This is a genomic window from Neptuniibacter sp. UBA6509 (assembly GCA_002435145.1).
In the GTDB taxonomy this organism is placed as follows: Bacteria; Pseudomonadota; Gammaproteobacteria; order Pseudomonadales; family Balneatricaceae; genus Neptuniibacter.
The window spans coordinates 1-24,623 of the sequence record DJLT01000029.1 but is presented as its reverse complement, the minus strand read 5'-3'; the positions used below and the strand labels follow the sequence as shown (position 1 = coordinate 24,623).

General features: G+C 41.5%; 25 protein-coding genes. 13 read left to right on the top strand and 12 right to left on the bottom strand.

Annotated elements, in window-relative coordinates; translation table 11 throughout:
- On the top strand, window positions 1-553 hold a 553-nt coding region (locus B4K11_RS03780; protein WP_292959242.1), incomplete at its 5' end, for a hypothetical protein.
- Between the two features lie 40 nt (window positions 554-593).
- Window positions 594-1,121: an elongation factor P hydroxylase gene (locus B4K11_RS03775; RefSeq protein WP_292955333.1), complete on the top strand. Its 528-nt coding sequence runs from the start codon at window positions 594-596 to the stop codon at window positions 1,119-1,121.
- Window positions 1,122-1,270: 149 nt separating this feature from the next.
- On the opposite strand, the gene B4K11_RS03770 is transcribed toward B4K11_RS03775, so the two are convergent.
- The 8 genes from B4K11_RS03770 to B4K11_RS03735 all read right to left on the bottom strand — a co-directional run bounded on the left by B4K11_RS03770 (window position 1,271) and on the right by B4K11_RS03735 (window position 10,368).
- The gene (locus B4K11_RS03770; protein ID WP_292955330.1) at window positions 1,271-1,732 is read right to left on the bottom strand and encodes a copper chaperone PCu(A)C; all 462 of its coding nucleotides are present in this window, start codon (window positions 1,730-1,732) and stop codon (window positions 1,271-1,273) included.
- An 11-nt stretch (window positions 1,733-1,743) separates the two neighbouring features.
- Window positions 1,744-2,334: an SCO family protein gene (locus B4K11_RS03765; RefSeq protein WP_292955327.1), complete on the bottom strand. Its 591-nt coding sequence runs from the start codon at window positions 2,332-2,334 to the stop codon at window positions 1,744-1,746.
- A gap of 13 nt (window positions 2,335-2,347) precedes the next feature.
- Window positions 2,348-2,782 (bottom strand): hypothetical protein, encoded by a 435-nt coding sequence (locus B4K11_RS03760; protein ID WP_292955324.1) that lies wholly within the window; start codon window positions 2,780-2,782, stop codon window positions 2,348-2,350.
- A 132-nt stretch (window positions 2,783-2,914) separates the two neighbouring features.
- A complete protein-coding gene (locus B4K11_RS03755) occupies window positions 2,915-3,991 on the bottom strand; it encodes a CobW family GTP-binding protein (RefSeq protein WP_292955321.1) in 1,077 nt (358 codons plus the stop codon).
- The gene (locus B4K11_RS03750; RefSeq protein ID WP_292955318.1) at window positions 3,984-4,874 is read right to left on the bottom strand and encodes a DMT family transporter; all 891 of its coding nucleotides are present in this window, start codon (window positions 4,872-4,874) and stop codon (window positions 3,984-3,986) included. The genes B4K11_RS03755 and B4K11_RS03750 overlap by 8 nt, the downstream gene beginning before the upstream one ends.
- Window positions 4,875-5,627: 753 nt before the next feature.
- A complete protein-coding gene (locus tag B4K11_RS03745) occupies window positions 5,628-7,958 on the bottom strand; it encodes an EAL domain-containing protein (protein WP_292955315.1) in 2,331 nt (776 codons plus the stop codon).
- Window positions 7,955-9,109, bottom strand: a complete 1,155-nt coding sequence (locus tag B4K11_RS03740) for an FIST N-terminal domain-containing protein (RefSeq protein ID WP_292955312.1) — start codon at window positions 9,107-9,109, stop codon at window positions 7,955-7,957. Before B4K11_RS03740 ends, B4K11_RS03745 begins: the two co-directional genes overlap by 4 nt.
- 422 nt (window positions 9,110-9,531) lie before the next feature.
- Complete coding sequence (locus B4K11_RS03735; protein ID WP_292955309.1) at window positions 9,532-10,368, bottom strand: substrate-binding periplasmic protein; 837 nt, start codon at window positions 10,366-10,368, stop codon at window positions 9,532-9,534.
- Between the two features lie 261 nt (window positions 10,369-10,629).
- Between B4K11_RS03735 and B4K11_RS03730 the strand changes: the two genes are divergently transcribed.
- Window positions 10,630-11,283: a LysE family translocator gene (locus B4K11_RS03730; RefSeq protein WP_292955306.1), complete on the top strand. Its 654-nt coding sequence runs from the start codon at window positions 10,630-10,632 to the stop codon at window positions 11,281-11,283.
- A gap of 94 nt (window positions 11,284-11,377) precedes the next feature.
- Here B4K11_RS03730 and B4K11_RS03725 read toward each other — a convergent pair whose 3' ends face one another.
- Together B4K11_RS03725 and B4K11_RS03720 are read right to left on the bottom strand one after the other, a co-directional pair.
- The gene (locus B4K11_RS03725) at window positions 11,378-12,034 is read right to left on the bottom strand and encodes a response regulator (protein WP_292955303.1); all 657 of its coding nucleotides are present in this window, start codon (window positions 12,032-12,034) and stop codon (window positions 11,378-11,380) included.
- Window positions 12,021-13,406 carry a sensor histidine kinase gene (locus B4K11_RS03720; RefSeq protein ID WP_292955300.1) on the bottom strand — a complete coding sequence of 462 codons (1,386 nt, stop codon included), beginning with the start codon at window positions 13,404-13,406 and terminating at the stop codon, window positions 12,021-12,023. Before B4K11_RS03720 ends, B4K11_RS03725 begins: the two co-directional genes overlap by 14 nt.
- A gap of 169 nt (window positions 13,407-13,575) precedes the next feature.
- On the opposite strand from B4K11_RS03720, the gene B4K11_RS03715 reads away from it, so the two are divergent.
- The 7 genes from B4K11_RS03715 (at window position 13,576) to B4K11_RS03685 (ending at window position 19,398) form a co-directional block, all read left to right on the top strand.
- A complete protein-coding gene (locus B4K11_RS03715; RefSeq protein ID WP_292955297.1) occupies window positions 13,576-14,007 on the top strand; it encodes a hypothetical protein in 432 nt (143 codons plus the stop codon).
- Between the two features lie 108 nt (window positions 14,008-14,115).
- Complete coding sequence (locus B4K11_RS03710) at window positions 14,116-15,879, top strand: pyrroloquinoline quinone-dependent dehydrogenase (RefSeq protein ID WP_292959241.1); 1,764 nt, start codon at window positions 14,116-14,118, stop codon at window positions 15,877-15,879.
- 38 nt (window positions 15,880-15,917) lie between these two features.
- Complete coding sequence (locus B4K11_RS03705; protein ID WP_292955291.1) at window positions 15,918-16,637, top strand: MotA/TolQ/ExbB proton channel family protein; 720 nt, start codon at window positions 15,918-15,920, stop codon at window positions 16,635-16,637.
- On the top strand, window positions 16,634-17,242 hold the full coding sequence (locus B4K11_RS03700) for a hypothetical protein (RefSeq protein WP_292955288.1): 609 nt from the start codon (window positions 16,634-16,636) through the stop codon (window positions 17,240-17,242). Before B4K11_RS03705 ends, B4K11_RS03700 begins: the two co-directional genes overlap by 4 nt.
- On the top strand, window positions 17,239-17,754 hold the full coding sequence (locus B4K11_RS03695; RefSeq protein ID WP_292955285.1) for a hypothetical protein: 516 nt from the start codon (window positions 17,239-17,241) through the stop codon (window positions 17,752-17,754). Before B4K11_RS03700 ends, B4K11_RS03695 begins: the two co-directional genes overlap by 4 nt.
- Window positions 17,751-18,476: a hypothetical protein gene (locus B4K11_RS03690; RefSeq protein ID WP_292955282.1), complete on the top strand. Its 726-nt coding sequence runs from the start codon at window positions 17,751-17,753 to the stop codon at window positions 18,474-18,476. Before B4K11_RS03695 ends, B4K11_RS03690 begins: the two co-directional genes overlap by 4 nt.
- Before the next feature lie 271 nt (window positions 18,477-18,747).
- Entirely contained in the window at window positions 18,748-19,398 is a 651-nt protein-coding gene (locus B4K11_RS03685) for a YceH family protein (RefSeq protein ID WP_348702888.1), read from the top strand.
- Between the two features lie 103 nt (window positions 19,399-19,501).
- Here the strand turns inward: B4K11_RS03685 and B4K11_RS03680 are convergent, their stop codons facing one another.
- A complete protein-coding gene (locus B4K11_RS03680) occupies window positions 19,502-20,473 on the bottom strand; it encodes a GGDEF domain-containing protein (protein ID WP_292955276.1) in 972 nt (323 codons plus the stop codon).
- Window positions 20,474-20,588: 115 nt separating this feature from the next.
- Complete coding sequence (locus B4K11_RS03675) at window positions 20,589-21,728, bottom strand: GNAT family N-acetyltransferase (protein ID WP_292955273.1); 1,140 nt, start codon at window positions 21,726-21,728, stop codon at window positions 20,589-20,591.
- Between the two features lie 109 nt (window positions 21,729-21,837).
- Here B4K11_RS03675 and B4K11_RS03670 point away from each other — a divergent pair, with 109 nt between their 5' ends.
- From B4K11_RS03670 to aspS, 3 genes are all read left to right on the top strand, one after another.
- Window positions 21,838-22,281 (top strand): HIT domain-containing protein, encoded by a 444-nt coding sequence (locus B4K11_RS03670; protein WP_292955270.1) that lies wholly within the window; start codon window positions 21,838-21,840, stop codon window positions 22,279-22,281.
- A 181-nt stretch (window positions 22,282-22,462) separates the two neighbouring features.
- Window positions 22,463-22,699: an FmdB family zinc ribbon protein gene (locus B4K11_RS03665; protein ID WP_292955267.1), complete on the top strand. Its 237-nt coding sequence runs from the start codon at window positions 22,463-22,465 to the stop codon at window positions 22,697-22,699.
- 90 nt (window positions 22,700-22,789) lie between these two features.
- A complete protein-coding gene (aspS, locus tag B4K11_RS03660; protein ID WP_292955264.1) occupies window positions 22,790-24,553 on the top strand; it encodes an aspartate--tRNA ligase in 1,764 nt (587 codons plus the stop codon).
- Window positions 24,554-24,623: the final 70 nt, after the last annotated feature.

Here is a 24,623-nt window from a genome sequence, read left to right as displayed (position 1 = left end):
GACTGAAAAGGCATCGAATAAGTCTGTCGATCAGTTTGAACTGATTGGTAACCGTATGACAGCAGTTCAAGATCATCTTTTGCAAATTAAGTCGCAATCCGCCCAGCTTCAGCAACAAAACCAAGCACTCTCTATTCAGCTGCAAAGCTTGCAGACTGACGTACAAGCATTGGCATTAAATAATGAAGCAGTACCTGTTCAGGAAGCAGCACAGCCGGATGCTTTTAATGGTGTCCTTGACCAAATTACGATGATGGCAAATGAACTCAGTAGTCAAGTTCAGGATGGAGCCTTTCGCGTTGTATCAGCCTATACAGCGAAGGGGCAATGGGTTCTTATACGTTTCCATCGTTTTACAGGCGAAACTTGGTTAGCTGATAAAGGTCAGTGGAATCAGTTGGACGAAAGCGCTGCTACAGGGACCGCTGAATACGAAGTTGTGTTGTTACGTGCTGATAAGGATATTAAGGGCTATGTTGCTGCACGCATCAATCGTATCACGGGTGAAAGTTGGTGGTTAAAACAAAACGTTTGGCAACCTTATCTTCAGTAACATTTTGACTGTTTGAACCTGAATATCATAAAGGCATCATGTGAAAGAACCTGTAGTAAATGATTTGATTAATCTTTTTAATCGACTCTTTAAAGATTCCCTTAATACCGTCCTGGTTAAAGGGGATGATGAGCCTATCTATCTTCCTGCGGATAAAGAAAATCCTCATCATCGAGTAATTTTTGCTCATGGTTTTTATGCCAGTGCATTGCATGAAATTGCCCATTGGTGTGTCGCAGGGCCAGAACGGCGAGAGTTAGTCGATTTTGGTTACTGGTACAAACCTGATGGTCGCACTGCTCATGAACAAGCAGAATTTGAGAAAGTTGAGGTGCGCCCTCAAGCTTTTGAATGGTTGATGTCACAAGCGGCGGGGCACAAATTTAACTTCAGTGCTGATAATTTATCATCCGATATTGGTGCGAGTGAAGACTTCCAGCAAAACGTACTAAATACGGTGCATCAGTTGTTAGATACTGGTTTGCCTACGCGGGTTGAACTGTTAGTAGAGGCATTAACAGCACAAAATGGCCGTGGTCCTTTATCTAAAACAGAGTTCAGTAGATAAAAAAGTACGCGACTATCTATTATTAGTGATTTCCTTCAACAGATATTTATACTGTTTTGAATTGAGCCTTTGGCTGGAATAATGTCAGGTTTTTTATCGATTTAGCGTAGGGGAATCAGCCCGTGATGGGCTGATTGAGGGGATCAGGCTTAATGGTGATGATGCCCTTTCATTCCAGCCATTACCTTTTGTACCGGCAGTGTGAGCGCTTGGCTGCTGCCATCTGAAAATTCAAGTTTTAGATCGATCTTTTGGCCTTCCATCAAATCTTGAGTTAAGCCGATCAGCATAACGTGATAGCCGCCAGGTTGAAGGTTTGCCTTACCTCGTGCAGGAACCGCGATGCTATCTACTTGGCGCATCTTCATCACACCGTCTTCGTTGGTGTGATTATGCAGCTCAACGACTTTAGCAACACTAGAGCTTGCGGCGACAAGTGCTACATCTTTTGTATCTGTGTTGTTTAATACCATGAACGATGCACTGTTCATCTGGCCTGGTGGAACTGCGCGGGCATAAGGGTTCTCAACGGTTACTTCTGCTGAGGCACTCATTGCTGTTAGCCCTAATGCGCCTACTAGGCATACACGGCCTATCAATGTCTTGATCATTTTCAGTTCCTTTACAATAAATTACGAATTTCTGTAGCTAATTCTTTGGGGTTCATTGCATGTACAAGCGCTTTAGCCAGCTTACCTTCTTTATTTATTAGGTAGAGCCGCGAGGAATGGTCTACGGCATAACCCATTGCCGAATCCTCCATTTCTACCATGCGGTAGAAAGCGCCGTATTGTTTCACAACGTTATCAATCGTGGTCCTGTCTGCGGTTGCACCGTGAAAATTAGGATGGAAAAACGCCGCATATTTAGCGAGCTTTTCTGGTGTATCTCTTTCTGGATCAACACTCATGAAAATGCCCGCAACTTGCTTTTGTTCTTCGGGGGACAGGCTCTTTAAACCTTGGGAGGCCACAGATAAAGCGGTGGGACAGATGTCAGGACAAGAAGCGTAACCAATAAAAAAAAGGACAACTTTACCGCGAAAGTCTTCTAGATCGAGAGGGCCTTGAGAGCTTTCTAGGATGAAGTCTCCGCCTAGCTTTTCACCTAAGGCAATACGTTGCTCAACAGGTTGAGGTCGAAAATAGAAGGCAAGTGCAACTCCGACTAACATAAAGGTTGTTAATAGAAGAAGGTTACGCAGCGTTTTCAAAATAAGTTACCTATTAGTATGCGTCAAAAAAGAAATCGGCTTGGGTTATATTGCCTTTATACTCTGCAATAATTGAACTTATCCAAGTCATCTTACCTGTGGTGCAAACCGCAAGTGTCGCTTCTCCTTGCCAGCGGTCAGTCGTTCCAGGGACTTTATTTAGCATGACTTGGTTAAGCCCCATATACATATCCTGACCTTTAAGGTCGAGCATTACTTGATCAGCTTGAATATTGCTGAGCTTTACCTCAAACCTAAGTGGTGTCGCAGAGCTGATCTTCGCACTATTAATCGTCAGCTGAATCTGCTGTTGCCCTGATACCGCGCTACAAGATGATTGGGTAAGATCACATCCGGGGGCTGTCTGCAGAGTACGAGATTGTGGGGGCGTACCTTGCAGAAGCGTTGGTAGATAGAGGGTGAAGCCTAGACCTACGGCGATAGCCATTATTATTCCAATTTGGAGAATATAAGAGCGTTTCCCCTTGGCCTGATTCATCATATATCCAATCCCGAATGCGGTTTTATTTTACAAAGTATGTGATCAACAAAGAAAGTGACAAATTGTCGCACAAAGGGTTCAAGTTTTCTGCTTTGCTTGGTGCAGGCAGTTAATTAATTGTTGCTTGATTGTTTGCCAAGGCAAGGCTTGTGTACTGATAATTTCCAAACGCGAGTCACGACGATAAGCAATAGGCGAACAGGTTGATTCATTTAAAACTTGATTGTAAAACAGCCAGTCTTGTTCAGTTTTAATCACGCCTTTAATGCGTTGAATATTTGGCAAATTCTGAAGTAACTCGATCAGTGGATCTAACTCAAAAGTATCTGAATTATTAAATACCCATCCACAGGTGTATAGGCTAACACTCTCACTTTGCTTCGCCTGGCCTTCCTTGTAGAGAGGCACTCCTGGTTTAGGTTGTAGTTCAAAGAGTGGTTGAGGAGTCGAGGGCGTAGAGGATGCTTGTAAATTATCTTCTCTGTTATGGCTATGGGCATCAGGAAATACGGCGGAGAGTTCATCTTTTCGAACAAGATCAAGTAGTTCGAGATCGATTTGGCCATTGTGGCTTTTTACAACTTTCTGTTTTGGAGGGAAAAGGGAATTAGCCCTTTGTTCTGCAACGTTAACCTGCTCTGTTGTTGCTAAGTCTGTTTTATTGATGGCAATCACATCGGCTAGGTTTATTTGATCCTGAAAAATAGGGTTGGCAATAACATCATTATTATCGAGAGAGCGGGGATCCAAAAGACAGATGATCGAACGTAAATCCAGTACATCTTTAAAGGTGTCACTTTGCAGCGTATCGATGATGCCACTAGGATGGCCTATGCCTGTTGGCTCTATAATTAATCTATCAGGCTTCGAACGGCGTAGCAGTATTGCAAGGGTTGAGGTGAGTGCAGGGCCTAAAGTACAGCAGATACAGCCGCCTGCTAACTCTTTAATCGCTACTTCGTCACTATCCGACAGGCCGTCTTTATGGATTGCTGCCTGATCAATACCGATCTGGCCGAATTCGTTGACTAAAATCGCCCAAGTTTCACCTTCAGGTTTTTGACTTAAAAGTGCATTTACAGCGCTTGTTTTTCCGACACCAAGGAAGCCAGTAATTATATTAGTCGGGATATTTTCTATCAGCGTTTTAGTCATTAGTTAGAACTCGCTTTTTTAGCTCGGGTAGTTGTGAAAGCAGCATACCAAATAGCATTAAACCGCATCCTATTGTGCTGATTGTTGAGAAGGATTCATTTAGCAATAACCAGCCACCGAAAGCAGCTACTACGGCTTCTAAACTCATGATGATGGCTGCATGAGCTGGAGGAGCATGTTTTTGCGCCACAATTTGTAATGTATAAGCGATTCCAACGGAGATAAGTCCAGCATAAGCAATGGGTTTCCAAGATTGAATAGCATTGCTTAAAGTGAATAGGTTGTTCTCTATAGTGAAGGCAACCACTGCGCTGAGAAGGGCGCATATTACAAACTGAGCAATGGCAAGTTGGAGATTATCAACCTTAGGGGCTAGTTTGGCGATAATGAGTACATGTGCCGCCCAGCAAGCTGCGCCTGCAAGTTGGAGGATATCGCCAACGTTGATGGCACTTAGATCTTTAAAGCTAAGCAAGTAAAGTCCAAATGCTGCAAACAAGCCGCCTAGCCAGGTATTAATATTGGTCCGCTGTCCGATAAATAAACCTAATAGAGGGACCAAGATAATGTATAAGCCCGTAATAAAGCCTGCGTTACCTGCGGTTGTATAAACGAGTCCGGCTTGCTGAAAAGAGGCGCCGGCAAAAAGGGCAAAGCCTGCGATGAAACCGCTAAATAGTAAATTATGAGAGTTCCCGTTTTGATCAGGCTTGAAAAAAAGTAATAACGGCAATAAGGATAACGCGCCTAGCATAAAACGGAATGCGTTAAAGCCAAAGGGGCCTAGAGATTCCATACCAAGGCGTTGTGCAACAAAGCCGAATCCCCAGATAATGGCGACGAGAAGTAGTATTAGATCGGCTTGTATTTTTTTGGCTTGCATTGGTATCTATTAGTTAGTGAAAAAGAGCGATCTATCGTGCTAGCGGTGATTAATTTTAAGGTAGATAGGGTATCGAGGAAGAGGGGTGGAGGTAAACATAAATTTTTATTATTAATGTTGTTGCAAATCATTATCAATACGATTAATATCGTAGTCGCTCATAAGTGATAGGCAATGAACGACCTCACCTCAATTGATTTGCCTTTACTTGTATAAGTTTTCTCTGCTCACAGAAGGCTTATATAGACATCGATTCTCCCCTCGATAATTGATGTCATTAACTGGACTCTCACTTCCAGTTAAACACAAAAGCCGGATCATTTGATCCGGCTTTTTTACGTTTGGCTCATAGCTAAATAATTCTCTAAATGCTGTCTACTCTGCCTTGATTTAATTATTGATAAATTAATTATAAATACAGTTGCAAATCATTATCATTCGTATAATATGTATTTCAACACGTCAGGCGGCAGGCTCCCCTCACTAGCTGTGTCGCCGTGCACTAGAGATATTGCATGCTCGTGTATGTGTTCTCGTAAAAGAGTTGTACTCAGGCTGCAACCTCTTTGTTTCGGGAAGCGGAGAATCTATTACAGGTACTCCAGCACATGGCTCTTGTCATTGAAGCAAATTGCTTAACCGGACCCTTTAAGGGATCCGGTTTTTTTTTGTCGCTGAAAGAGAGGCTTAAACGATGGTTTTTAGCTAAAGTGCAGAATCATATTAAAACTAGGCTAGTCGATAATTGACAGTCTATTTACAGCCGCTTGAAAACAGTGATTGTAGTTCTCTTTGAGTTTTGCAAAGAAACTGCTCTTCAATATCCGCTGCAGTCATTGGCTTACTTAAAAAGTATCCTTGTACCTGGTCGCATTTATGTTGTTTCAGATATTCAAGCTGATCAGCTGTTTCAACACCTTCCGCTACAATTTTTAATTCTAATATGCTACCTAGTGAAAGAATCGTATCAACAATGGCTTCATCACGATCCTCACAGCCGATTTTTGAGACGAAACATTTATCAATTTTAAGCGTATCAACGGGCAACCGTCTTAAGTATTTTAATGATGAATACCCAGTGCCAAAGTCATCGATTGAAATTTGAATACCTTGCTCGCGTATGGATTGTAATGATGTGATAGCGTTTTCCACACCTTCCATAATGGTGTTTTCAGTAATTTCTACTTCTAAGCACTTAGGATCTAGGCCGTATTTTTTTATCATATTGGTGAGCTCAATAGTTGGATCACCATAATGGAATTGTGCAGGAGATAGGTTGATTGCGGTATGAATATCGCCGTAGCCGCTGTCACGCCATTCAGCAATTTGTTGCCCCACAGTATCAACAACCCAATCGCTTAAATCACAAATCATACCTGACTGTTCTGCGATCGGGACAAATAGTTCAGGGCTTACAAACCCTCGTCTAGGGTGTTTCCATCGAATTAAAGCTTCAAATCCATAGAGGGGAGAATCTGACGCGAGATTGATTTTTGGTTGGTAAACCATGAAAAATTCATTATTCGGTATCGCTTCGAGCAGATCGACTTCAAGTTGTTTTCTTTCAATCGCTATCTGGTTTAATTCATAGTTATAGAAAGAGTATTTCTCGCGGAAAGAGATCTTCTTTTTGGCTTCGTACATCGCCAGATCTGAATTACGCAGCAGCACTTGGGGGTCTTTTCCGTCAAAAGGCGCAAGGGTGATGCCTATGCTCCCTTTTATCGTGATGCTATTACCATCAATGCGCATGGGCAATACGAGTTTACTTAGGATGTTTTGCGCATTGATAACAACATCGTCCTGATCATGTGCGTCGATTAGAATACCAAATTCATCGCCGCCTAAACGAGCGCAATATGCATTTTCTGGAGAATATGAGAGTAGTCGATTAGAAACTTCGCAGAGTACTTTATCACCGGCTTGGTGCCCTAATGTGTCATTAATATCCTTAAAGTTATCAAGGTCCAAAAATAACAAAGCAATAAACTTACTCTCGTCGGCAATCAGGGCTTCGAGCGTTTTTTGTAAATAGGAGTTAAATGAAGCGCGATTATTTAAACCCGTTAGGTAATCATGTGAAGCCAAATGTTCAATACGTTGTTGGTATTGTGTTTCTTTGCTTATGTCGGTGAAGGTGACAACACTACCTTCGTTCGGCATAGGGTACGCTTTAACTTTTATCGTTAATGATGAGGTTTGATTTACCACATACTCAATTGGTCTCTTATATACAAAAAATGAGCTTTTTAAATGCTCAGGTATGTTGAACAGAGAAGGGCTGTAGGGCCTAATTAATTGAATTTTTGACCCTACCATACAAACTTCTGAAGGAAGATTTAGCATCGTCGTAAATTGATTATTACGTGCTAATAAGGTGCCGCGGGCGTCGAAGACAACAATAGCTTGATCAATACTATCAATAGAGGTTTGTAGGAGTACTGTTTTTTCCGAGACTTCAGCTTCTCTGCGCCTTTTCTCATTATTCTTTACATCGGTGATATCGGTATATATACCAACCTTATGTCCTGCCTCGGTTGTTGTTTCTGTGATTTGAATCCAGTTACCTGCGGCAAAGTGGTAGATAGAGCTACTTTCTTTAGCTTGGTGCTGAGTTAGACGCATATTGCGCCAACTTTTATTTTTCGAAAGGGAAACGCCGCTATCGACGGTTTGATCCAGAACTTCCTCAAATTTTAGCCCTGTGATATCGGACTTAAATTCCCAAATCTCTTTGTATTTTGAGTTACAGGCAATAACTCGATCAGTATCATCGAATAAGACAAAACCTTCATTGAGTTGTTCAATCGCTTCATTAAGGAGTGAATGAGCTGCTTCTAATTCAAGTTCTCTTTGCTCATGTTTCTGAGTCATTAACTTGAGTTCGTTGAGCGTCTCATATAATTCAGAGGTTCTCTTCTTAATCATTTTTTCTAAAATGACAGAGGACTGGAAGGAATCGAAACTGTCACTTTTTGTGGATTGCTCTTTCTCATGTCTATCAATTAGAGCGTTGATAACATCATGTAATCTTGATATTTCTTGTTGAGGGTCTAAATCAGATTTGGGCAAGTATGGCTTCATTCTGTATGCTCTCCGCCAAATGCAAGTCCAGTAAAGGTTTGGTTTATATGGGTACTCTGAAACTGCTCGCCATAACTATTGAAGCCCGAAAGGTTTATCGCACGATGGATCATTTCTATATCTTGAATTTTATCCCCTTCGAGTATTTCAAGATATCGAAGAATACAGTTAAAGCCGAGTATAAAATTAATATCCCCCATTTCACGCGTCATCGTTTTCATCGCTTCATCGAGTGAAATGGTAATGTCTTTTGTTTTTGCAACTTTAAGTATAATGCCGCGGGAAATAGAGCAGTAAAAGGTTAAGCTTCCATCTTCGTTTGCTCTTTGGATGGAACGGATATAGTTATCACCACCCACTTGTACTATTAAAGGGTAAAGTGAAAATACTTCCGGCGATAAATCATTAACGCTTACGCCTATATGCCTCGCATACTCTTCGCTTGCGGGCAGTCCATTGATGGTTTTAATGTTGCGATTATCAGTATCGCTACTGGTTACTATTAGATAATCAGGCGATGCATCAAAGTGTTGATGAAAAAAGGGTTTTACTTGCAATGTTGTAGCACAGAAAGCGACAGCTGCAGCGTTGGTTTGAAACTGATGGTTTGTATATACAAAGCTTTTTTTGAAACGTAATTTATCGCCTGCAGAGCCGCCGATGTATGGGATATAACTTAACGTCTGGCTAATATGCTCTGTGAATTTTTCTTCCTGCCCAGTCGTTCCATCAATCAATTGCACACAAAACTTAGACCAACGAAAGTTCTCGTCAGAATGAATGAAACTATTGACCGTTGTAAGGGCTCTTTGAGCAGTGTTAGCGATTTGATTAGCTTCTAGTTCTGAAAGGTTTTCAAAATTTGCGATAGTGGCATAAAATAATTGGCTAGGCAGGGCGACAGCTGTAATCCCTTCGTCTTTGAATGCACCTGCATTGATACTTCCAGCGGTTGTACAGCCCATAACAGGCACATCATCAAATGCATTCATCGCTTGAGCTAGAATGTCTAAGTCATAACTACTGTTAACAAACAAAAAGATAATCGCTGTGTTAGCTAAATCAATTCCGTTCGAAATATCCCTTATAGCTTGGTTCTCGTCCTGAGCATCGGTATAACAAATTGTTTCTAAACCGGAATTACTGCGCATTGCCAAACTCAACCATTTTTTAATGTTAGGTTTCTTAGCATAATTATAGATAGGTATTACAAATCAGGTAGGTTTTTTTCAGCCTAAATCGATATTATTTAAAAGGTCTATGTCCTTTGAGTCAGTATAGATAATAGCCTATTTATTCGATTACCTAAAACACCAAGTTGTTTAATTATGTAACGGTAATAGTTTGAATTTCAAGGTTTTTCTTGTGACGATTTTAATCGTTAGTGTTTACTATCTTGAGAGTTTAGGCTAAATGGCTATCAGTTATAAAGTTAGTGTAAGTTCTTAGCATTGTTGAAGATGGTTTCATAATCGAGTTAAGTTAATCGAAAAACTTTAGTGGCTCTAGCGCATAAGCCGCAATGTTTGAAGCAAGAAGGTCTCTTATCTTAAAAGTTAGATGTGATAAAGGGTTATTCTATTTGTTCTAGCTCCGATACATCGATTCCGTAATACGACTTAAACAACTTATCAGTGAATCCGCTGGCTTTTAGTTTAAAAAGGGCATTAGAAAATTGAGATGCAATCGAATTTTTATCGATTAGGGTAGGGGTATTGTAGGGGGTTACTTTAATTGAATCATCGTAGTTAGGGTTGGGTTTAGGCTTAAAGTGAATCGATTCTCTAGAAAAACCTAAGAGTAATGGTTTAAGCCCACCGCAACAATTAAAGTGGTATTTAAGTTCCTTGGAACGCTTGTGGTTCTTTAAATAATAGGCGAAGGCCGAAATCTCACCCTCATAAAAATCAGCTCTGTTATCCAATATATAGTCTATAGCACCTTCGAAACTGACTTCAGGAGGCTGTTTGATGATTAAGCCATATTTCTCTGCATCGATACGTGGGGCTCCAAGTGAAAGTAACAAACGCATATTTTTTAAGTCGTAGTAGGTATGTATTTCCTGTAGCTCAACTCGGCTGAGCCCTACATTTAAAGAAGGAAGCCCATTTTCCATGAAATGAATGTACTTATGACGTTCTAGATTGAAAGTGAAGCCAGGATAGAAATCTATCTCTCCGTTTTGTAACTTTTTTAATATGCGTTTTTTGGGTAGACGAATGATCTTTAGTTTGCACTTTATTGCTTGGGCCGCTTCGGTATATAGATCTACAAATAAGCCTTGATTATGCGGGGCTGCTGTAATATTAGGTAGGCGTGAAGTTGTACGATATCCCATTGTAATGATACATGCTTGGACTATTTCAGGTAGTAAAGCCAGAATTAGAATAACTAAAACATCTCTGTACATAGATACTCCTGTGCGTTAAACACTCCTTAACATTAATTGACGGTTGGTTAGTCTTCTTCAAGAAACGCATCTAAGTACCCTGCGAAAAAGTCGCAGCCTGAGGTGCTTTAGGACTATCCGTAAGTTCGTTAAATAAATATAGTCTATCTACAGCGTATTTCGAAATGAGCAGAAGCGAGAATCGCTTCTATTAATTTGTAAGGTTTTAGAATCTCGTGCATCCTATATACTGGTGATCTTAATAGGCTAAGGCTGTTTGTGATGAGTGAAATTATTACCTTTTCTTTTGTTGCTTTACTGTTGGTTATGTCCCCGGGGCCGAATGGGGCGTTGATTATTAAAACTGCGTCAAGGCAAGGGCGTAGGGCATCATTTTCAAATATAGCGGGCTTGTTTATTGCAACTTTTTGCCATGGTGCGTTATCTATTTTTGGCTTGTCTGCGATTATGTTGCAATCGGCGGAGCTGTTTTTTTTGATAAAGCTTATAGGCGCAGCCTATCTTTTTTATGTTGGTTTTAAGGCTATTTACTATTCATTTAAAACCTATTCACTCTCTGATAAACAGAAGATTACAGAGCATTCTCTTAAACCGAAAAAACGATCTAGCTTGGGGGGCGGTTTTGGTAGTTTAAGTGAAGGTTTCTTTACGCAATTATTAAATCCAAAAGTTTCAATGTTCTATATGGCTGCCTTTCCGCAGTTTATGGGTGAAGATGGAGCGACGTATGCAACGGCTTTTATACTCGTCACTATTCATGCATCCATTATTGCGGCTTGGTTTATAAGTCTTACTTTAGCAATTGATATAATCAAACAGCGCTCAAATTACGCGGTTCTAGGTAAGTGGGTGCAACGTATTTCTGGATCGGTCATGATCTATTTTAGCGGCTTATTATTAACGCAGAAAACTTAGGCTTCTTCTGTTTCCCCAATTTAATGATCATTGTTTGCAGAAGGTTAGGTCGCTTCCTGCGATCGGCTGATACTTGAATGTCTAGGTTTTGTATTCAAGAGGCTACCAAGTTGATCGGTGAGACTAAACCCGCTTCGGTTGCGGTTCTAATGAGTTCGATATCATTTTTAGCATTAAGTTTGCTTTTGATAAGGTAATAGTGATTTGAAACGGTTTTCTGGCTGATGCATAGCGTATCGGCGACCTCTTGTTTGGACGTGCCGTTCACCAGCATTTGCAGGATTTCAAACTCCCGGGTAGATAAGCTGTTAATTAGTATTTTACTTCCTTGTAAGCTCTCTAAAGCTAATGCTTTGGTTATATCATCGCTTATAGATATGCCGCCTTTCATCGTATCTTTTACAGCGTTCAAGAGGGTGCTGGGGTTACTGCTTTTGGTAATATAACCAACTGCACCTGCCTCTATCGCTTTTTTAGCCATGGCGGGGTTTTGATGCATGCTGAAGATTATAACTTTTGCTTTAGGTGAGAATTTGCGAATTTGGCATAGTGTCGCAAGTCCTCCTTTACCAGGAAGTGAGAGGTCTAATAGAACAAGATCAGGATTATGCTGGCGAAATAAGGTATAGGCTTCTTCACCCGTTTCGGCTTCAGCTATAATGTTGAATCCCGGTTGACGATTTAATAGAGAGCGATACCCTTCTCGAACAATTGCGTGGTCATCGACCAGTAGAATATTAATTGGATTCATTAGGTTTCTTTAGTTGTAAAACAGGGATAACAGCTTTGACGTTTAAGCCGCCAAGCGGTGATTGACTGAGACTTAATTCACCACTAAGCGCTGCAATACGTTCCTGTATCCCTAAAATTCCATTTCCTGGCGAGATGAACGGTTCGCTAACAGTCATCTTGCCATTATCTTGAATGCACAGTTTTATGAGTTTGTGAGATTGAGGGTGATACTGCAATTGAACTTCAGCACTGGTTGCAGAGGCATGTTTTACTATATTAGTCAGGCACTCTTGTACTGTTCTAAGTAAGTTAACTGCGATAGGGGTTGGTATATCGTCAATATCACCTTTTAAAGTCAGTTTGCAGCTTATTGATTCGTGTTTAGCTTCCCATTCGTTAATCATCGATTTTAGATTTTCTGCAACACCGAGTTCATCTAAATCGGCAGGCCTTAATCTGAAAAGTAGTGCTTTAACTAATTCCATCATGTGATCAGAGACGGTCGATATTTGTTGCACTTTTGGGGTTAAATCTGGACAGCGTTCCTCAATTTCCTCTTCAATATAGAAGGTGAGAGCTCGGAGGCCGGTGAGTGCCTGCCCGAACTCATCATGCAATTCTCGACATAAGTAACGGCGTTCGCTTTCTTGTACGTCTAGTAGCTTAAGAGAGAGCTGTTTGCGCTCGTCGATGGTTTTATTTAGGTTTAATGCCAACGTATTTATTGCAATAGCAGTGTCTTGCCACTCTTTAATATGAAAGTTGGGTTCTTTGACTGTAAGATCGCCACTGCTCATCTGTTTTAATGTGTGTTGAGTTTTTCTTACGGGGTTGAGAACCCAGTGGAGTGATAGATAAAGTAGGGCGCACATGATAATGATAGCGATCGCTGAAAAGGTCATTAAGCTTACGATGCTTTGCCAAGCTTTGTGTAATATGACAATGACGCTTGGTGATATTTTAATCCAGCCTACTAAGCCGTTTTTAGACTTAACTTCAAACTGTATATCTTTACCCGGTTCGAATAGCCAAAGGTAGAGATTCTCGAATGATTTAGGCCAAGATTCTTCGGTGATATCACCGCTGCACAAACTTCGTTTTATAACGTGATCTTTCCCTTCGAATGTGACACATAGCCCTGAAAAGCTATTTGAATTCTTCCAGAGGTAAAAGTCAGGAAATCTATCAATCGTGGCTAAGTTATTATCGACTTTTAGTATTTGCCAGGCTAACTGTTGCTGAACTGTTTGCGCAATGTGCTCTGCATGAGCCCGAGAATCCTGATTGGTTGTATAAAGTGCAAAGGCTGCTGATAAAACTAAGGCTGATATGCCCGAAATGCACACAAGCATGATTAGTAATGAGTTTAGTTTAATTCTAATTTTTCGCATTAGAGAGACCAGCTAAGCATTGTTGTTTTCAAGGTAATTATTTTAATAAGTTGTTTGAGATGAGTATCGGGTAATTTGCCCGGGATTATTAGTCAGTTTTGAACTTATCCTTCTGCCGGAACCTCGTTAGATTACAGGTCACAAAATAATAGTATGGCAAGGATGGATTATGGAATTGCAAAGAATTGAAGATGTTGTGAAGTGGAAGCAATTTGGTGAGCTAGAGCATTTTCGCTATAGCATTTTGCATATCGACGCAGCTCAACAGAGGGCTGAGCTGCTTTTTAAATTAGAACCACATAAGCCAATTATCCTACACCGTCACGGATCGCTGAATAAATTACTGGTGCTGAGCGGGGAACATCATATTTACGAAGCGGATGGGACTCTTTCCGAAATTCGTTCTGCAGGCACCTATACTGTAGTTGAAGCTTCGGATAAGCCTCACTCAGAGTGTGGTGGTGATGGTGGTGCAATTGTGCTGTTTAGTATTTTTGATAATGGTGGTAAGGCGCTATATGAACTGATGGATGAATCTTTAGAAGTCATAGCAACGCTAACTATGAATGATCTTGTTGAATTAAATAGTTGCGCTAACTGAATCAAGTCGCTGTATCCATTATATGGAGCTATTTACGGAATTATTTATGGGGCAGCTTATGACGCTACTCATTTAACAACAGCAATAGGATGATTAAGGGGGCACTCAATGTATCTTGTTTTATTATTTGCCGGCATTCTTTTCTATGAGAATGCTTTCGCTAGCGATTGGTCAACATATGGAAATGGCCTGAAAAATCACCGTTATAGCTCTTTGCAGCAGGTTAATAAGTCGACGGTCAAGTCACTTGGTTTAGCGTGGAAATATGACACAGGTATAAAAGCAAGTTTTCAAACAAGTCCTATAAAGCTTGGCGATATGCTTTTTTTGAGTACTCCTCTTAATCATGTAGTAGCGCTAAACGCTGAGACTGGTGATTTGGTTTGGCGTTATCAGCATCCATCGCCCAAACAAAAGAGCTGCTGCGGCCCTGCTAATCGAGGAGTTGCTGTAGCGCAGGGTAAGGTTCTACAAGCAACGGTAGATGGGTATTTGATAGCTCTAGATCAGTTTAGTGGTGAACTCATTTGGCGTAGAAAAGTAGAAGACCTCAACCTATCGATCCAAGAGAGTGTCGAAGGCCTGCTTCAAGGGATGGAGATAAACGACAGCGCTATAGTCACTGGAGGAACGAGCCATAGTTTTAATATGGCACCTCAAGTTTTTGGCAATAAGGTCATTATCGGTAGTACTGGTGCTGGTTACGGTCTGCATTTAGATACCGATAAAGGGCTGCGTGTTGTTGGGATTGGTGATGGCCGTACTGGCTTGCGTGGTTTTTTAGCGGCTTTTGATATCGAAACGGGGAAGGAGCTCTGGCGTTGGTACAGTGTTGATGGTGAACATTGGGTTGGTGAATGGAAGGAGAGTACTCCTGACGGAATAAGTTACAACCGAGACATAGAGAAGGAGAAAGCGGATCAGGAACGTTTTCGTCATAGCTGGAAGCTAGGCGGAGGCTCTATTTGGACAACGCCGGCAGTGGATCAGGAGAGTGGCTGGCTCTTTGTTGGTACGGGTAATCCGGCACCCAACATGGATGATTCTACAAGGCCTGGTGATAATCTGCATACTTCCAGTTTAGTGGCGATCGATAGTCAGACGGGGGAGCTTATGTGGAGCTTCCAGCAAGTGCCTCATGATCGTTGGGGGTATGACGTTTCTAGCCCTCCAGTCTTATTTGATACGGTAGTTAATGGGGTGAAGGTAAAAGCCGTTGGTCAGGCCGGAAAAACTGGCTGGTTTTATGTTCTGAATAGAGAAACGGGAGAACTGATTTTTACCTCTGATGCTTTTGTGCCACAGAAAAATCTATTTGCAGATCCAGCCGAGGGAGGAGTCACGATTGCTCCTGGAATTGCGGGAGGAAGCAATTGGTCGCCAGTTTCAGTTAACCCTGAAACCTCTCATGTGTTTATCTCAGGCATACATCGCCCTGCAACTTACTATCGCAAACAGCTAAAGGGAGACAATTCATTACCATGGCAAACATATACCTACTTCGAGTTTGAAGATATTAAGCCTGAGTTTAAGGGTGAAAAGCCTTATGGAACCCTGACGTCAATCGATTTAGCTAATGGCAAACTCCAATGGCAGCATAAAACGCGCACCCCAATGATTGGAGGCTCCTTAGCGACTGCAGGAGGGCTTGTCTTTAGTGGAGAAGGGGATGGTGAGTTTTTTGCCTTGGATACAGAAACGGGGAATAAGCTTTGGTCATATCAACAGTCTTATGGGGTCAATGCTCCTCCGATTACCTATAGCGTAAACGGTAAGCAGTACATAGCGGTTGCGGCGGGTGGAAATAGTATTGCTGGATACCCTGTTGGCGATAGTTTACTGGTTTTTAGTCTTCCAGAAGCTGATAAATAATCGTAATTTCTAAGTTATTAGGTGGAAGTGATCTCATTATGGATTTATCTATTCGCTACAAGGTTTTGCTGTATTGGTTATTGCTAAGCAGTTTAATTTTTTTTGGTTTTTTCTTAAGTTGGGACTTGGGCGTTTTGCAGAGCATTATCCAACAGGACAATACGCGTGTTTGTCTGATTATATTATTCCTGCTTATTGGTATGAGCTGCCACTGTGGTTATAGAAGCATCTATCTATCGCTGCAATTTAAAATGTTAGAGCATTTCTACTCTATAGACCGGTCACAGAAATGTTTTCAGAGTAGATTATTTTCTAAGGGGGAGTCATTAGCGCAAGAGTACTTGTTTGGTTCATCCGCGAATGTAATTGATGAAGCTGCGGTTCAGAGAGATCAGTCGCTGCTCGCTGAGCTTTTAGTTGAAGAAACGAGCGGTCCTCATCAAGTGGGATGGTTTGTTGTGGGGGGCATGATTAAGTTAGGTTTGTTAGGGACGGTAATAGGATTCATTGTTATGCTCAGCTCGGTGTCGGGTTTGGAAAATCTTACCATTGCTGATGTTAAAGAATTGATGCAAAGAATGACGGAAGGTATGGGTATTGCGATGAGCACAACGTTGATTGGGCTTATCGGTAGCATATTGTTAAGTGCTCAATATTTGCTGTTAGATCGTATGGCAGATAGATTTGTAGCGATGAACCTACGTTTAGGGGAAGAGTTTAAAGCACAGAAGGATGAACCGCTTGAGGTTGCGTTATGACGTTGTTCAGGAATCGCCAGGGAGGAGAGGCTGACCCCTTTACGGATCTCCTCTTTAATACACTGCTCACGTTTACCTTTTTGTTTTTAATTGCACTGTTGTTGCTTAATCCGCCAGCTAAAGCAGGCATTATTGACCCTAAAGCGGAGTTTATAATCACGGTTAGTTGGCCAGATGGTAATCCAAATGATATAGATCTATGGGCGGAAGGACCTAAAAATTCAAAGGTTTGGTACAAGCGGGCACAGCATGGACTTATGCATTTAGATAGAGATGATCGTGGTATTGCAAATGATACGCAACTTATCAACGGGGAGACCATTATCAATCCTATTAATCAGGAGGTATTAACAATCAGAGGGCGACCTCCTGGGGATTATGTGGTTAATTTGCATTATTTTAAAAGTGAGGATAAACAGGAGGTGCCAGTGACTGTTTATATGGCTGAGGTCAATCCTCAATTAAAAGTACTTAGCTACAGCACCGAAATGATTCAACGAGAGGGGGATGAAATAACTGCAATAAGGTTTACGATAACTCCTCAAGGTCATGTTAAGAATATTAATAAACTTCAGAAAAGTATTGTTAGGGCGAATAGTAAATGAGTGAAGAGCTACTAGGATTGACGTTGGCCTATGTTTTTTTTACAGCGTTGGTATTGTTGGCAGTCATATACGGACGGTTAGCTTGGCCTCTGAAAGCGGGCTTAATTGTGATTGCTGTTGTATTTTATTGGTTTAGTTATAACGGTTGGAAGGAAACTCAAGGTTGGCCGAGCCAAGTGGAACTACCGCAAAAGTTCCTATTGCACTACGCCGTTATTGAAGAGCCTAATGAAGAAACAGGCGAAAAAGGTAAAATCTATATATGGCTCACCGATCTGTTAAATGACGAGTTGGCTGAAAAACCGCGAGCTTATGAATTGCCTTACGATCAAGCCGCGCATTCTGCCGTTGAGGAGGCGTTGAAAAAAACACGCAATGGTCAACCTCAGCTAGGTCAGCCAGCGCCACGCAAAGCGAAACCTTCTGATCCTAAACAGAAGAATGCGTTAGGGCAAAAAATGAAAGAGTTAAAGTTTTCTAATGTGCCAGCACCTGCGTTACCGGAGAAATGATGATGTTTAGAGTCGTTGTTTTTTTTATGGTTTCAATGACGCTGTTTGGCTGTAACGAAGATATTCCAAAAACAGAGTATTTCCCCCTGCAGGAGGGTGTTACTTGGCATTACCAAGTAACTAGACAACTCGTGGGTAGTCAGGAGACGCTTCGCTCTTATTATGTTGAGAACAGAGGGGAGGCTAAATTAACAAATGAGTATGCGGAAGATCCTGTATACATACGACATACCAGTGATGGCACCGACTACTACATTCTACAAGATGATACGGGAACCTATCGTGTCGCTGAACGTACATTAATTGAGTATAAACCTCGATTTGAAAACGAAATTGTGCGGATACTGCCTAACCTGGCTGATGTAGAAGTAGGACGTAGCTGGTCTGTGGTAACGAAGCCTTATACGCTCCACCGTAATTCATCTTCTTCCTTGCCAGACCCATCAGAACAGAAGATAAACATGTTGTTTGAAATATCTTCCGTAAACGACATCGTCACAATGGATTCAGAAACGTTTGATAACTGTATACGTATCGAAGGCACTGCTATCTTATCCTTGTATGTAGATCCAAGGGTTGGTTATCAAGATATTAAAATAACTCAAACGGAGTGGTATGCCCCAGGTGTGGGCTTGGTTAAATTATTACGTGAAGAGCCTTTGGATATGCCCTTATTTAAGGGTGGTTCGATTCTATTTGAGTTAACTGAATTTGATCCATGATAAAGCTTCTATTCTTGATCAGTTTGTAGAGAGCTTATGAATACGTTTCAAGTTTTCTAAGTGGGCAGTCGAAGGGTATCGCAGTGAAATAATGGGCCCTTTTAAAACAACAAGCATAGCCTGAGTTTTTAGCTCATTTTTAGGCTCTTTCAATGGTATTCGCTTCGCTTCAGTATTATGTTTATTGATATAGGTGCTTTTGAGAAAGCTGGCAGTAAAAGAAGTAAGAAAGTTACTTATCCTGTTTAGAAAAAAGGAAACAGTTGTGGATATGAATTTAAGTTTGCTTCAAACGCGCGTAATTGGTTGTATGCTGGAGAAAGAGGTTACAACACCTGATCAATACCCCCTTTCATTGAAGTCACTCACGGTTGCTTGTAATCAAAAAAGTAATCGAGAACCTGTAATGGATCTATCAGAGAGTGAAGTGCAAGAAACCCTCGATGAGTTGACTAAAAAGCGCTTAGTTAGGGATGAATCTGGTTTTGGTAGTCGTGTAGTTAAGTATAAGCATCGTTTTTGTAATACAGAGTTTAGTGATTTGCAGTTATCGGCTCAGGAGTTGGCGATTATAACTGTTTTGTTTCTTCGCGGAGCCCAAACCCCTGGAGAATTACGTAGTCGAACGAACCGCATGTGTGAGTTTTCTGATGTGCATGAAGTGGAGTGCGTTCTGCAAAAATTGAGTAGTGCGGATACGTCATTGGTCGCCCGTTTAGAAAGAGAACCGGGAAAACGGGAATCCAGATATGCTCACCTATTTAATGGTGCAGACAGTCTAATCACTGTATCAGACGAAAATACTGCGTTGCCAAGCGGTTTGAGCGAGAAGAATGGTGCACTTGAAAATCGAGTAGAAGCGCTGGAAGCTGAAGTGGCTGAACTAAAGCAGATGATGGTCGATTATTTGGATAAGGGTTAGCCTTCGAAAATATCAAGCTTTGAGATAATAGCCCCTTTTAAAGTTTGAAAGAGCCGTGTGAGCTGTTTTCGGTACTCATCGAAAGGGTGTTTTTTTAAGGCGTCTAAAACAGCTCTATTTCGTTATCATGCACTTCGATTCTGGAGTTAATATCAGCAAAGTGCACGATCTGATCTCGGCCATGATTTTTGGCGTAGTAAAGTGCACGATCAGCTTGCTCGAAATGTAGTAGCGGAGGTGTCACGGGGTCTACGATTGTGAAGCCAATGCTGACTGTTAATTTTCCTGATGGGAATGCGTAGTCACGAACCGCCTGATGGAATCGGTTCATAATATCGAGTGCTTGTTCTAATTGGACATTGTTGAGTATAACGACAAACTCTTCACCGCCGTAACGGAATAAAAAATCAGTATAACGAAAGGTTTTTTTCATTAATTCTGCGAAGTGTAGAAGGACTTCATCACCATATAAATGTCCAAAATTATCATTCACAAGCTTAAAATAATCGATGTCTAAAACGACCATCCAAGAGGGTTTAATATGGTCGCCTTTTTGGTGCCGATGAAAAGATACAACTTCATTTAGGCTTAATTCCATTGTTTGCCTGTTGGGGAGACCGGTTAGCATATCTCGTTCTTTGGCGTCGAGTAGTGCCACTTGATTGGCATATATGCTAAAAACGCCCTCTAACATCACCATATCTGCAGTTGAAATTGAACCCGTAATGATGATTATACGTCTAGGCATCACATCTTTTGTTATATCTAATAAAATATAATCAGTTTCTTTAAACTTTATACAGGTAACGCCTCCCTTGCTCTTGGGTAGCGCTTTGAGCATCAAGTCGCTGTTACGGTCAACAAAAGTTTCGTCAAGCGTGATGGGAAAGCGTCTTATAGAGAGCCCAGAATCAGATTTAGAATCACCGAAAATTTCGTATGATGTAGCGTCCTCTACTCCCTCAAGTGAACGAAAGTAATGAAGTACCGCATGAGTTAATGAATTATAGCTTTTGTGGGCTAAAAATTTAGCTGATAATTCAAACGCTTGTTTTATGTGGTCGTGTTCGTTCATTATGTTGTTTGGGACTCAAGGGCACATGTGCAAAGGGTTTATGTGATTGTACCAGCCTAATTGAAATTACTGAACGAACGATAATAAGTTTTTATTTTTGAATGGCTTTTTCAGCTCATTTACCTAGCTCGTCCTTAAAGGGTAAATACTGACTGAACTGCTCAATTTGCTGGGTAATTGCTGTAGTTTCTTCATCAACGAAATTTCTAATTGCTTGATTAAACCCCACCTCTTTTACGTAATGAGAAGACCATGTAGGAACAGGCTCGAATCCGCGCTGAATTTTATGCTCACCTTGAGCGCCTGAGTCAAAACGTTCTAGCTTATGCTTAATGCAATAATCAATTCCTTGGTAATAGCATGTTTCAAAGTGCAGGCTGTCGTATTCATCAAAGCATCCCCAGTACCTACCATAAAGAGTATTTGAATCTTTTAGTGATAGTGCCGCTGCTACGGGCTGTTCATCTTTTAAGGCGATTACAAGCAGAAGGCTCTCTGGCATGGTTTCTTGTAATTCAAAGAAAAAATCCTTGGTGAGATAAGCTTCACGGCCACGTTTTAGATAAGTCATGCGATAGAAATCATAAAACTGATTCATTAAATCATGAGTGATGTTTTCACCGGTTAGCTGGATATGACTGATATTTTGATCGATGATTTTTTTGCGCTCTTTTTTAACGTTCTTTCTCTTTCTTGAGGTAAATCGCTCTAGAAAGTGAGCAAAGCTTTCATAATTCTGGTTAAACCATTGATACTGACACCCTTTACGGGTCATCAATTTAGGATGGTTTAGGGCATCAACCTCAGTTTGTGTTGGGAAGAGGAGATGGAAAGAGTGTGCGCCTATCTTTTGGCATAGGTTAGGCAGTTGCTCTTTTATGATCGCGAGTAACGGAAGTGGATTCTGTTTGGTTAATAAACGTGGCCCTGTGACGGGTGAGTAAGGGATAGCGCTGACTAGTTTTGGGTAGTAGTCGAGATTGTGGCGTTGGTAAGCGTCTGCCCATGCCCAGTCAAATACATACTCCCCATAAGAGTGTTGCTTGAAGTAAAGGGGGAGTACGGCAATAATTATACCGTTATCTTCTAGCTGTAGATGAAATGGTTGCCAGCCGGTTTCTTTGCAAACACTGTTGGAGGATTCAAGTGCAGATAGAAATTCGTAGCGAATAAAAGGGTTATCGGTGGGGCAGAGATTATTCCAAGTAGTTTTACTTATTTCACTGATTTTATGGCTGAATTTTAGTTCCAGCATGTCGCAGGTTCCCTTTTGAATTGCTAAGCTTAATTTATGTCAAATATGGTCAAGCGGTAGGGTCTGTATATCAGCAGACCGGTATTTAGTTTTTTGCAGGAGTATTGAAATGGATGAGTTAGAGCTTGAATTTGAACTTCACCCGCAACTGGCTGCTGATTGCATTGTATTGGGGGATTTCCCTGTAAGTCGACTGTTATTATTGAATGACTCTAATTATCCGTGGTTTGTTTTGGTGCCTCGCAGAGCGGGTGCTACCGAGATTTATCATCTGTCGGATGAAGAACAGTGCATTTTAATGAAGGAATCCTCCTTCTTAGCATCAAATTTAGCGGATATTTTTGCTGCAAAAAAGATGAACGTGGCCTCGTTAGGGAATATGGTTCCTCAACTTCACATTCATCATATTGTTAGATATGAAACCGATAAGGCATGGCCTGCACCTGTATGGGGTAAAGTGCCTGCAGTACCTTATAGTGAGAAGGAGATAGAAGCTGTACGTGGCAAGCTGGAAGCACTGATGGCGGGCGAGCTAGATTTTGTGCCTCATTAACTTACAGATCAATGCATTCGGCTTCTAACGACTTCTAATTTTTACTAATAAATGCCTAAAACTAAGTTGTTTAAAATCTTTCAGCCCTCATTCCCTGTGAGGGCCTGTCACTGCCAAATATTTCAGGTATAATCCGCCGTTTTCCACAGATTTGTCCTGAACGGTTTAAGGCTTAATTCAAATGCCAATATTTGATTTCCAGTGCAATAGCTGTAGTCATCAGTTTGAGAAGCTTGTATTCAAGAGTGATGCGCCTGCGCCAGCGTGTGTTTCATGCTCAAGTGATGATGTTACTAAATTGGTATCAGCGCCGGGATTTAGATTGTCAGGTTCAGGATGGTATGAAACAGATTTTAAAACCGGTAAGAAGAAAAACCTTGCCGGCAACAAAGAAGGCCCCAGTGATACAGCTCAGTAAGGGCGGTACATACGGGGTTTAATAAGTTTATTAATTCATAGACGTTTTGGTGTTTACCAGATCTATTAAAGTTAACAGGAACAGTAAATTATGCGCAGTCATTATTGCGGCGATCTAAGAAAAGAGCATATCGGCGAAGATATTACTTTGTCAGGTTGGGTACACCGTCGTCGTGACCACGGTGGTGTTATCTTCCTAGATGTGCGTGACCGTGAAGGTTTAACGCAGGTTGTATTTGATCCAGATCGCGAAGAGAGCTTCGCGTTGGCTGATAGCTGCCGTAATGAGTTCGTTATCGAACTGAAAGGTACTGTTCGTGCACGCCCTGAAGGTACCGTTAATACGGATATGCCAACAGGTGAAATCGAAGTGCTAGGCAAAGAACTTATCGTTCTTAACAAGGCTGAAACACCTCCATTCCAGTTGGATGAGCATCAGCAAGTAGGTGAAGATGTTCGCTTGCGTCATCGTTATATCGATCTGCGTCGTCCTGAAATGCAGGAAAAACTACGTTTTCGTTCAAAAGTATCTAATGCGATTCGTAACTACCTAGATGACAATGGCTTCCTAGATATTGAAACGCCAATTCTGAACCGTGCGACACCTGAAGGCGCACGTGACTTCCTAGTGCCAAGTCGTGTTCATGACGGTCAGTTCTTCGCATTGCCACAGTCACCTCAGTTGTTTAAACAGCTGTTAATGGTGTCTGGCTTTGATCGTTACTACCAGATTGCTAAATGTTTCCGTGATGAAGATCTACGTGCAGACCGTCAGCCTGAATTTACTCAGATAGACATCGAGACGTCCTTTATGGATGAAGAGTCAATCATGGGGCTAACGGAAACAATGATTCGTAAATTGTTCCTTGAGCTTAAAGGTGTTGATCTGGGTGATTTCCCGCGCATGCCTTATGCTGAAGCGATGCAGCGTTTTGGTTCTGACAAGCCTGATCTACGTTTCCCAATGGAATTGGTTGACGTTGCAGATCTAATGGCTGAGATTGAATTCAAAGTATTTGCAGGACCAGCTAAAGATCCTAAGGGTCGCGTTGCGGCACTTAAAGTACCAGGTGGTGCTAAGCTGACCCGTAAGAATATCGATGATTACACTAAGTTTGTTAGCATCTACGGTGCTAAAGGCTTGGCTTGGATCAAAGTTAATGAAATTGAAAACGGCGTAAATGGTCTGCAGTCTCCAATTATCAAATTCTTGGGCGACGACGTAACTATGGCGATCATGGATCGTTTAGGTGCTGAAAACGGCGATATCGTTTTCTTTGGTGCAGATAAAGAGAAGGTTGTTTCTGAAGCGCTGGGTGCTCTACGTATTAAGGTCGGTGAAGATCTTGAAATGTCTCAGTGTGAGTGGGCTCCTCTTTGGGTTGTTGATTTCCCAATGTTTGAGGAAACAAGTGATGGAGGCCTAACGGCGCTGCATCACCCGTTCACTGCGCCAAGCTGCACACCCGAGGAGCTGAAAGCTGACCCTCTTAATGCGCTGTCACGTGCTTATGACATGGTGCTGAATGGTTGTGAGCTAGGTGGTGGTTCTATCCGTATTCACGATCAAGAGATGCAGGCTAAAGTGCTTGAAATTCTTGGTATCTCGGATGAGGAAGCTGATGATAAATTTGGCTTCCTATTAGATGCTCTTCAGTACGGTGCGCCTCCTCATGGTGGTTTAGCATTTGGTTTAGATCGTTTGATCATGCTTATGACGGGTACTGACTCTATTCGTGAAGTTATCGCTTTCCCTAAAACGCAGAGTGCATCTTGTATGATGACAAATGCACCAGGCGAAGTAAGTGCAGCTCAGCTTCGTGAATTGAACATTAAGCTACGTAAAACGCCTTAAGCTTTTGCGTTAGTCTTAATAAATATCTATAAAAGAAGCTGCCAACGGGCCACTGCTGTCCCATAGTTTT

Coding starts and splice junctions, on each gene's coding strand:
- B4K11_RS03690 (WP_292955282.1), top strand. CDS start 17,751: ATGATGATGTTTAGAGTCGTTGTTTTTTTTATGGTTTCAATGACGCTG.
- B4K11_RS03745 (WP_292955315.1), bottom strand. CDS start 7,958: ATGAAGCCATACTTGCCCAAATCTGATTTAGACCCTCAACAAGAAATA.
- B4K11_RS03725 (WP_292955303.1), bottom strand. CDS start 12,034: ATGAATCCAATTAATATTCTACTGGTCGATGACCACGCAATTGTTCGA.
- B4K11_RS03715 (WP_292955297.1), top strand. CDS start 13,576: ATGGAATTGCAAAGAATTGAAGATGTTGTGAAGTGGAAGCAATTTGGT.
- B4K11_RS03670 (WP_292955270.1), top strand. CDS start 21,838: ATGGATGAGTTAGAGCTTGAATTTGAACTTCACCCGCAACTGGCTGCT.
- B4K11_RS03740 (WP_292955312.1), bottom strand. CDS start 9,109: ATGCGCAGTAATTCCGGTTTAGAAACAATTTGTTATACCGATGCTCAG.
- B4K11_RS03735 (WP_292955309.1), bottom strand. CDS start 10,368: ATGTACAGAGATGTTTTAGTTATTCTAATTCTGGCTTTACTACCTGAA.
- B4K11_RS03755 (WP_292955321.1), bottom strand. CDS start 3,991: ATGACTAAAACGCTGATAGAAAATATCCCGACTAATATAATTACTGGC.
- B4K11_RS03770 (WP_292955330.1), bottom strand. CDS start 1,732: ATGATCAAGACATTGATAGGCCGTGTATGCCTAGTAGGCGCATTAGGG.
- B4K11_RS03665 (WP_292955267.1), top strand. CDS start 22,463: ATGCCAATATTTGATTTCCAGTGCAATAGCTGTAGTCATCAGTTTGAG.
- B4K11_RS03695 (WP_292955285.1), top strand. CDS start 17,239: ATGAGTGAAGAGCTACTAGGATTGACGTTGGCCTATGTTTTTTTTACA.
- B4K11_RS03710 (WP_292959241.1), top strand. CDS start 14,116: ATGTATCTTGTTTTATTATTTGCCGGCATTCTTTTCTATGAGAATGCT.
- B4K11_RS03760 (WP_292955324.1), bottom strand. CDS start 2,782: ATGGCTATCGCCGTAGGTCTAGGCTTCACCCTCTATCTACCAACGCTT.
- B4K11_RS03685 (WP_348702888.1), top strand. CDS start 18,748: ATGAATTTAAGTTTGCTTCAAACGCGCGTAATTGGTTGTATGCTGGAG.
- B4K11_RS03700 (WP_292955288.1), top strand. CDS start 16,634: ATGACGTTGTTCAGGAATCGCCAGGGAGGAGAGGCTGACCCCTTTACG.
- B4K11_RS03680 (WP_292955276.1), bottom strand. CDS start 20,473: ATGAACGAACACGACCACATAAAACAAGCGTTTGAATTATCAGCTAAA.
- B4K11_RS03705 (WP_292955291.1), top strand. CDS start 15,918: ATGGATTTATCTATTCGCTACAAGGTTTTGCTGTATTGGTTATTGCTA.
- B4K11_RS03730 (WP_292955306.1), top strand. CDS start 10,630: ATGAGTGAAATTATTACCTTTTCTTTTGTTGCTTTACTGTTGGTTATG.
- aspS (WP_292955264.1), top strand. CDS start 22,790: ATGCGCAGTCATTATTGCGGCGATCTAAGAAAAGAGCATATCGGCGAA.
- B4K11_RS03750 (WP_292955318.1), bottom strand. CDS start 4,874: ATGCAAGCCAAAAAAATACAAGCCGATCTAATACTACTTCTCGTCGCC.
- B4K11_RS03675 (WP_292955273.1), bottom strand. CDS start 21,728: ATGCTGGAACTAAAATTCAGCCATAAAATCAGTGAAATAAGTAAAACT.
- B4K11_RS03720 (WP_292955300.1), bottom strand. CDS start 13,406: ATGCGAAAAATTAGAATTAAACTAAACTCATTACTAATCATGCTTGTG.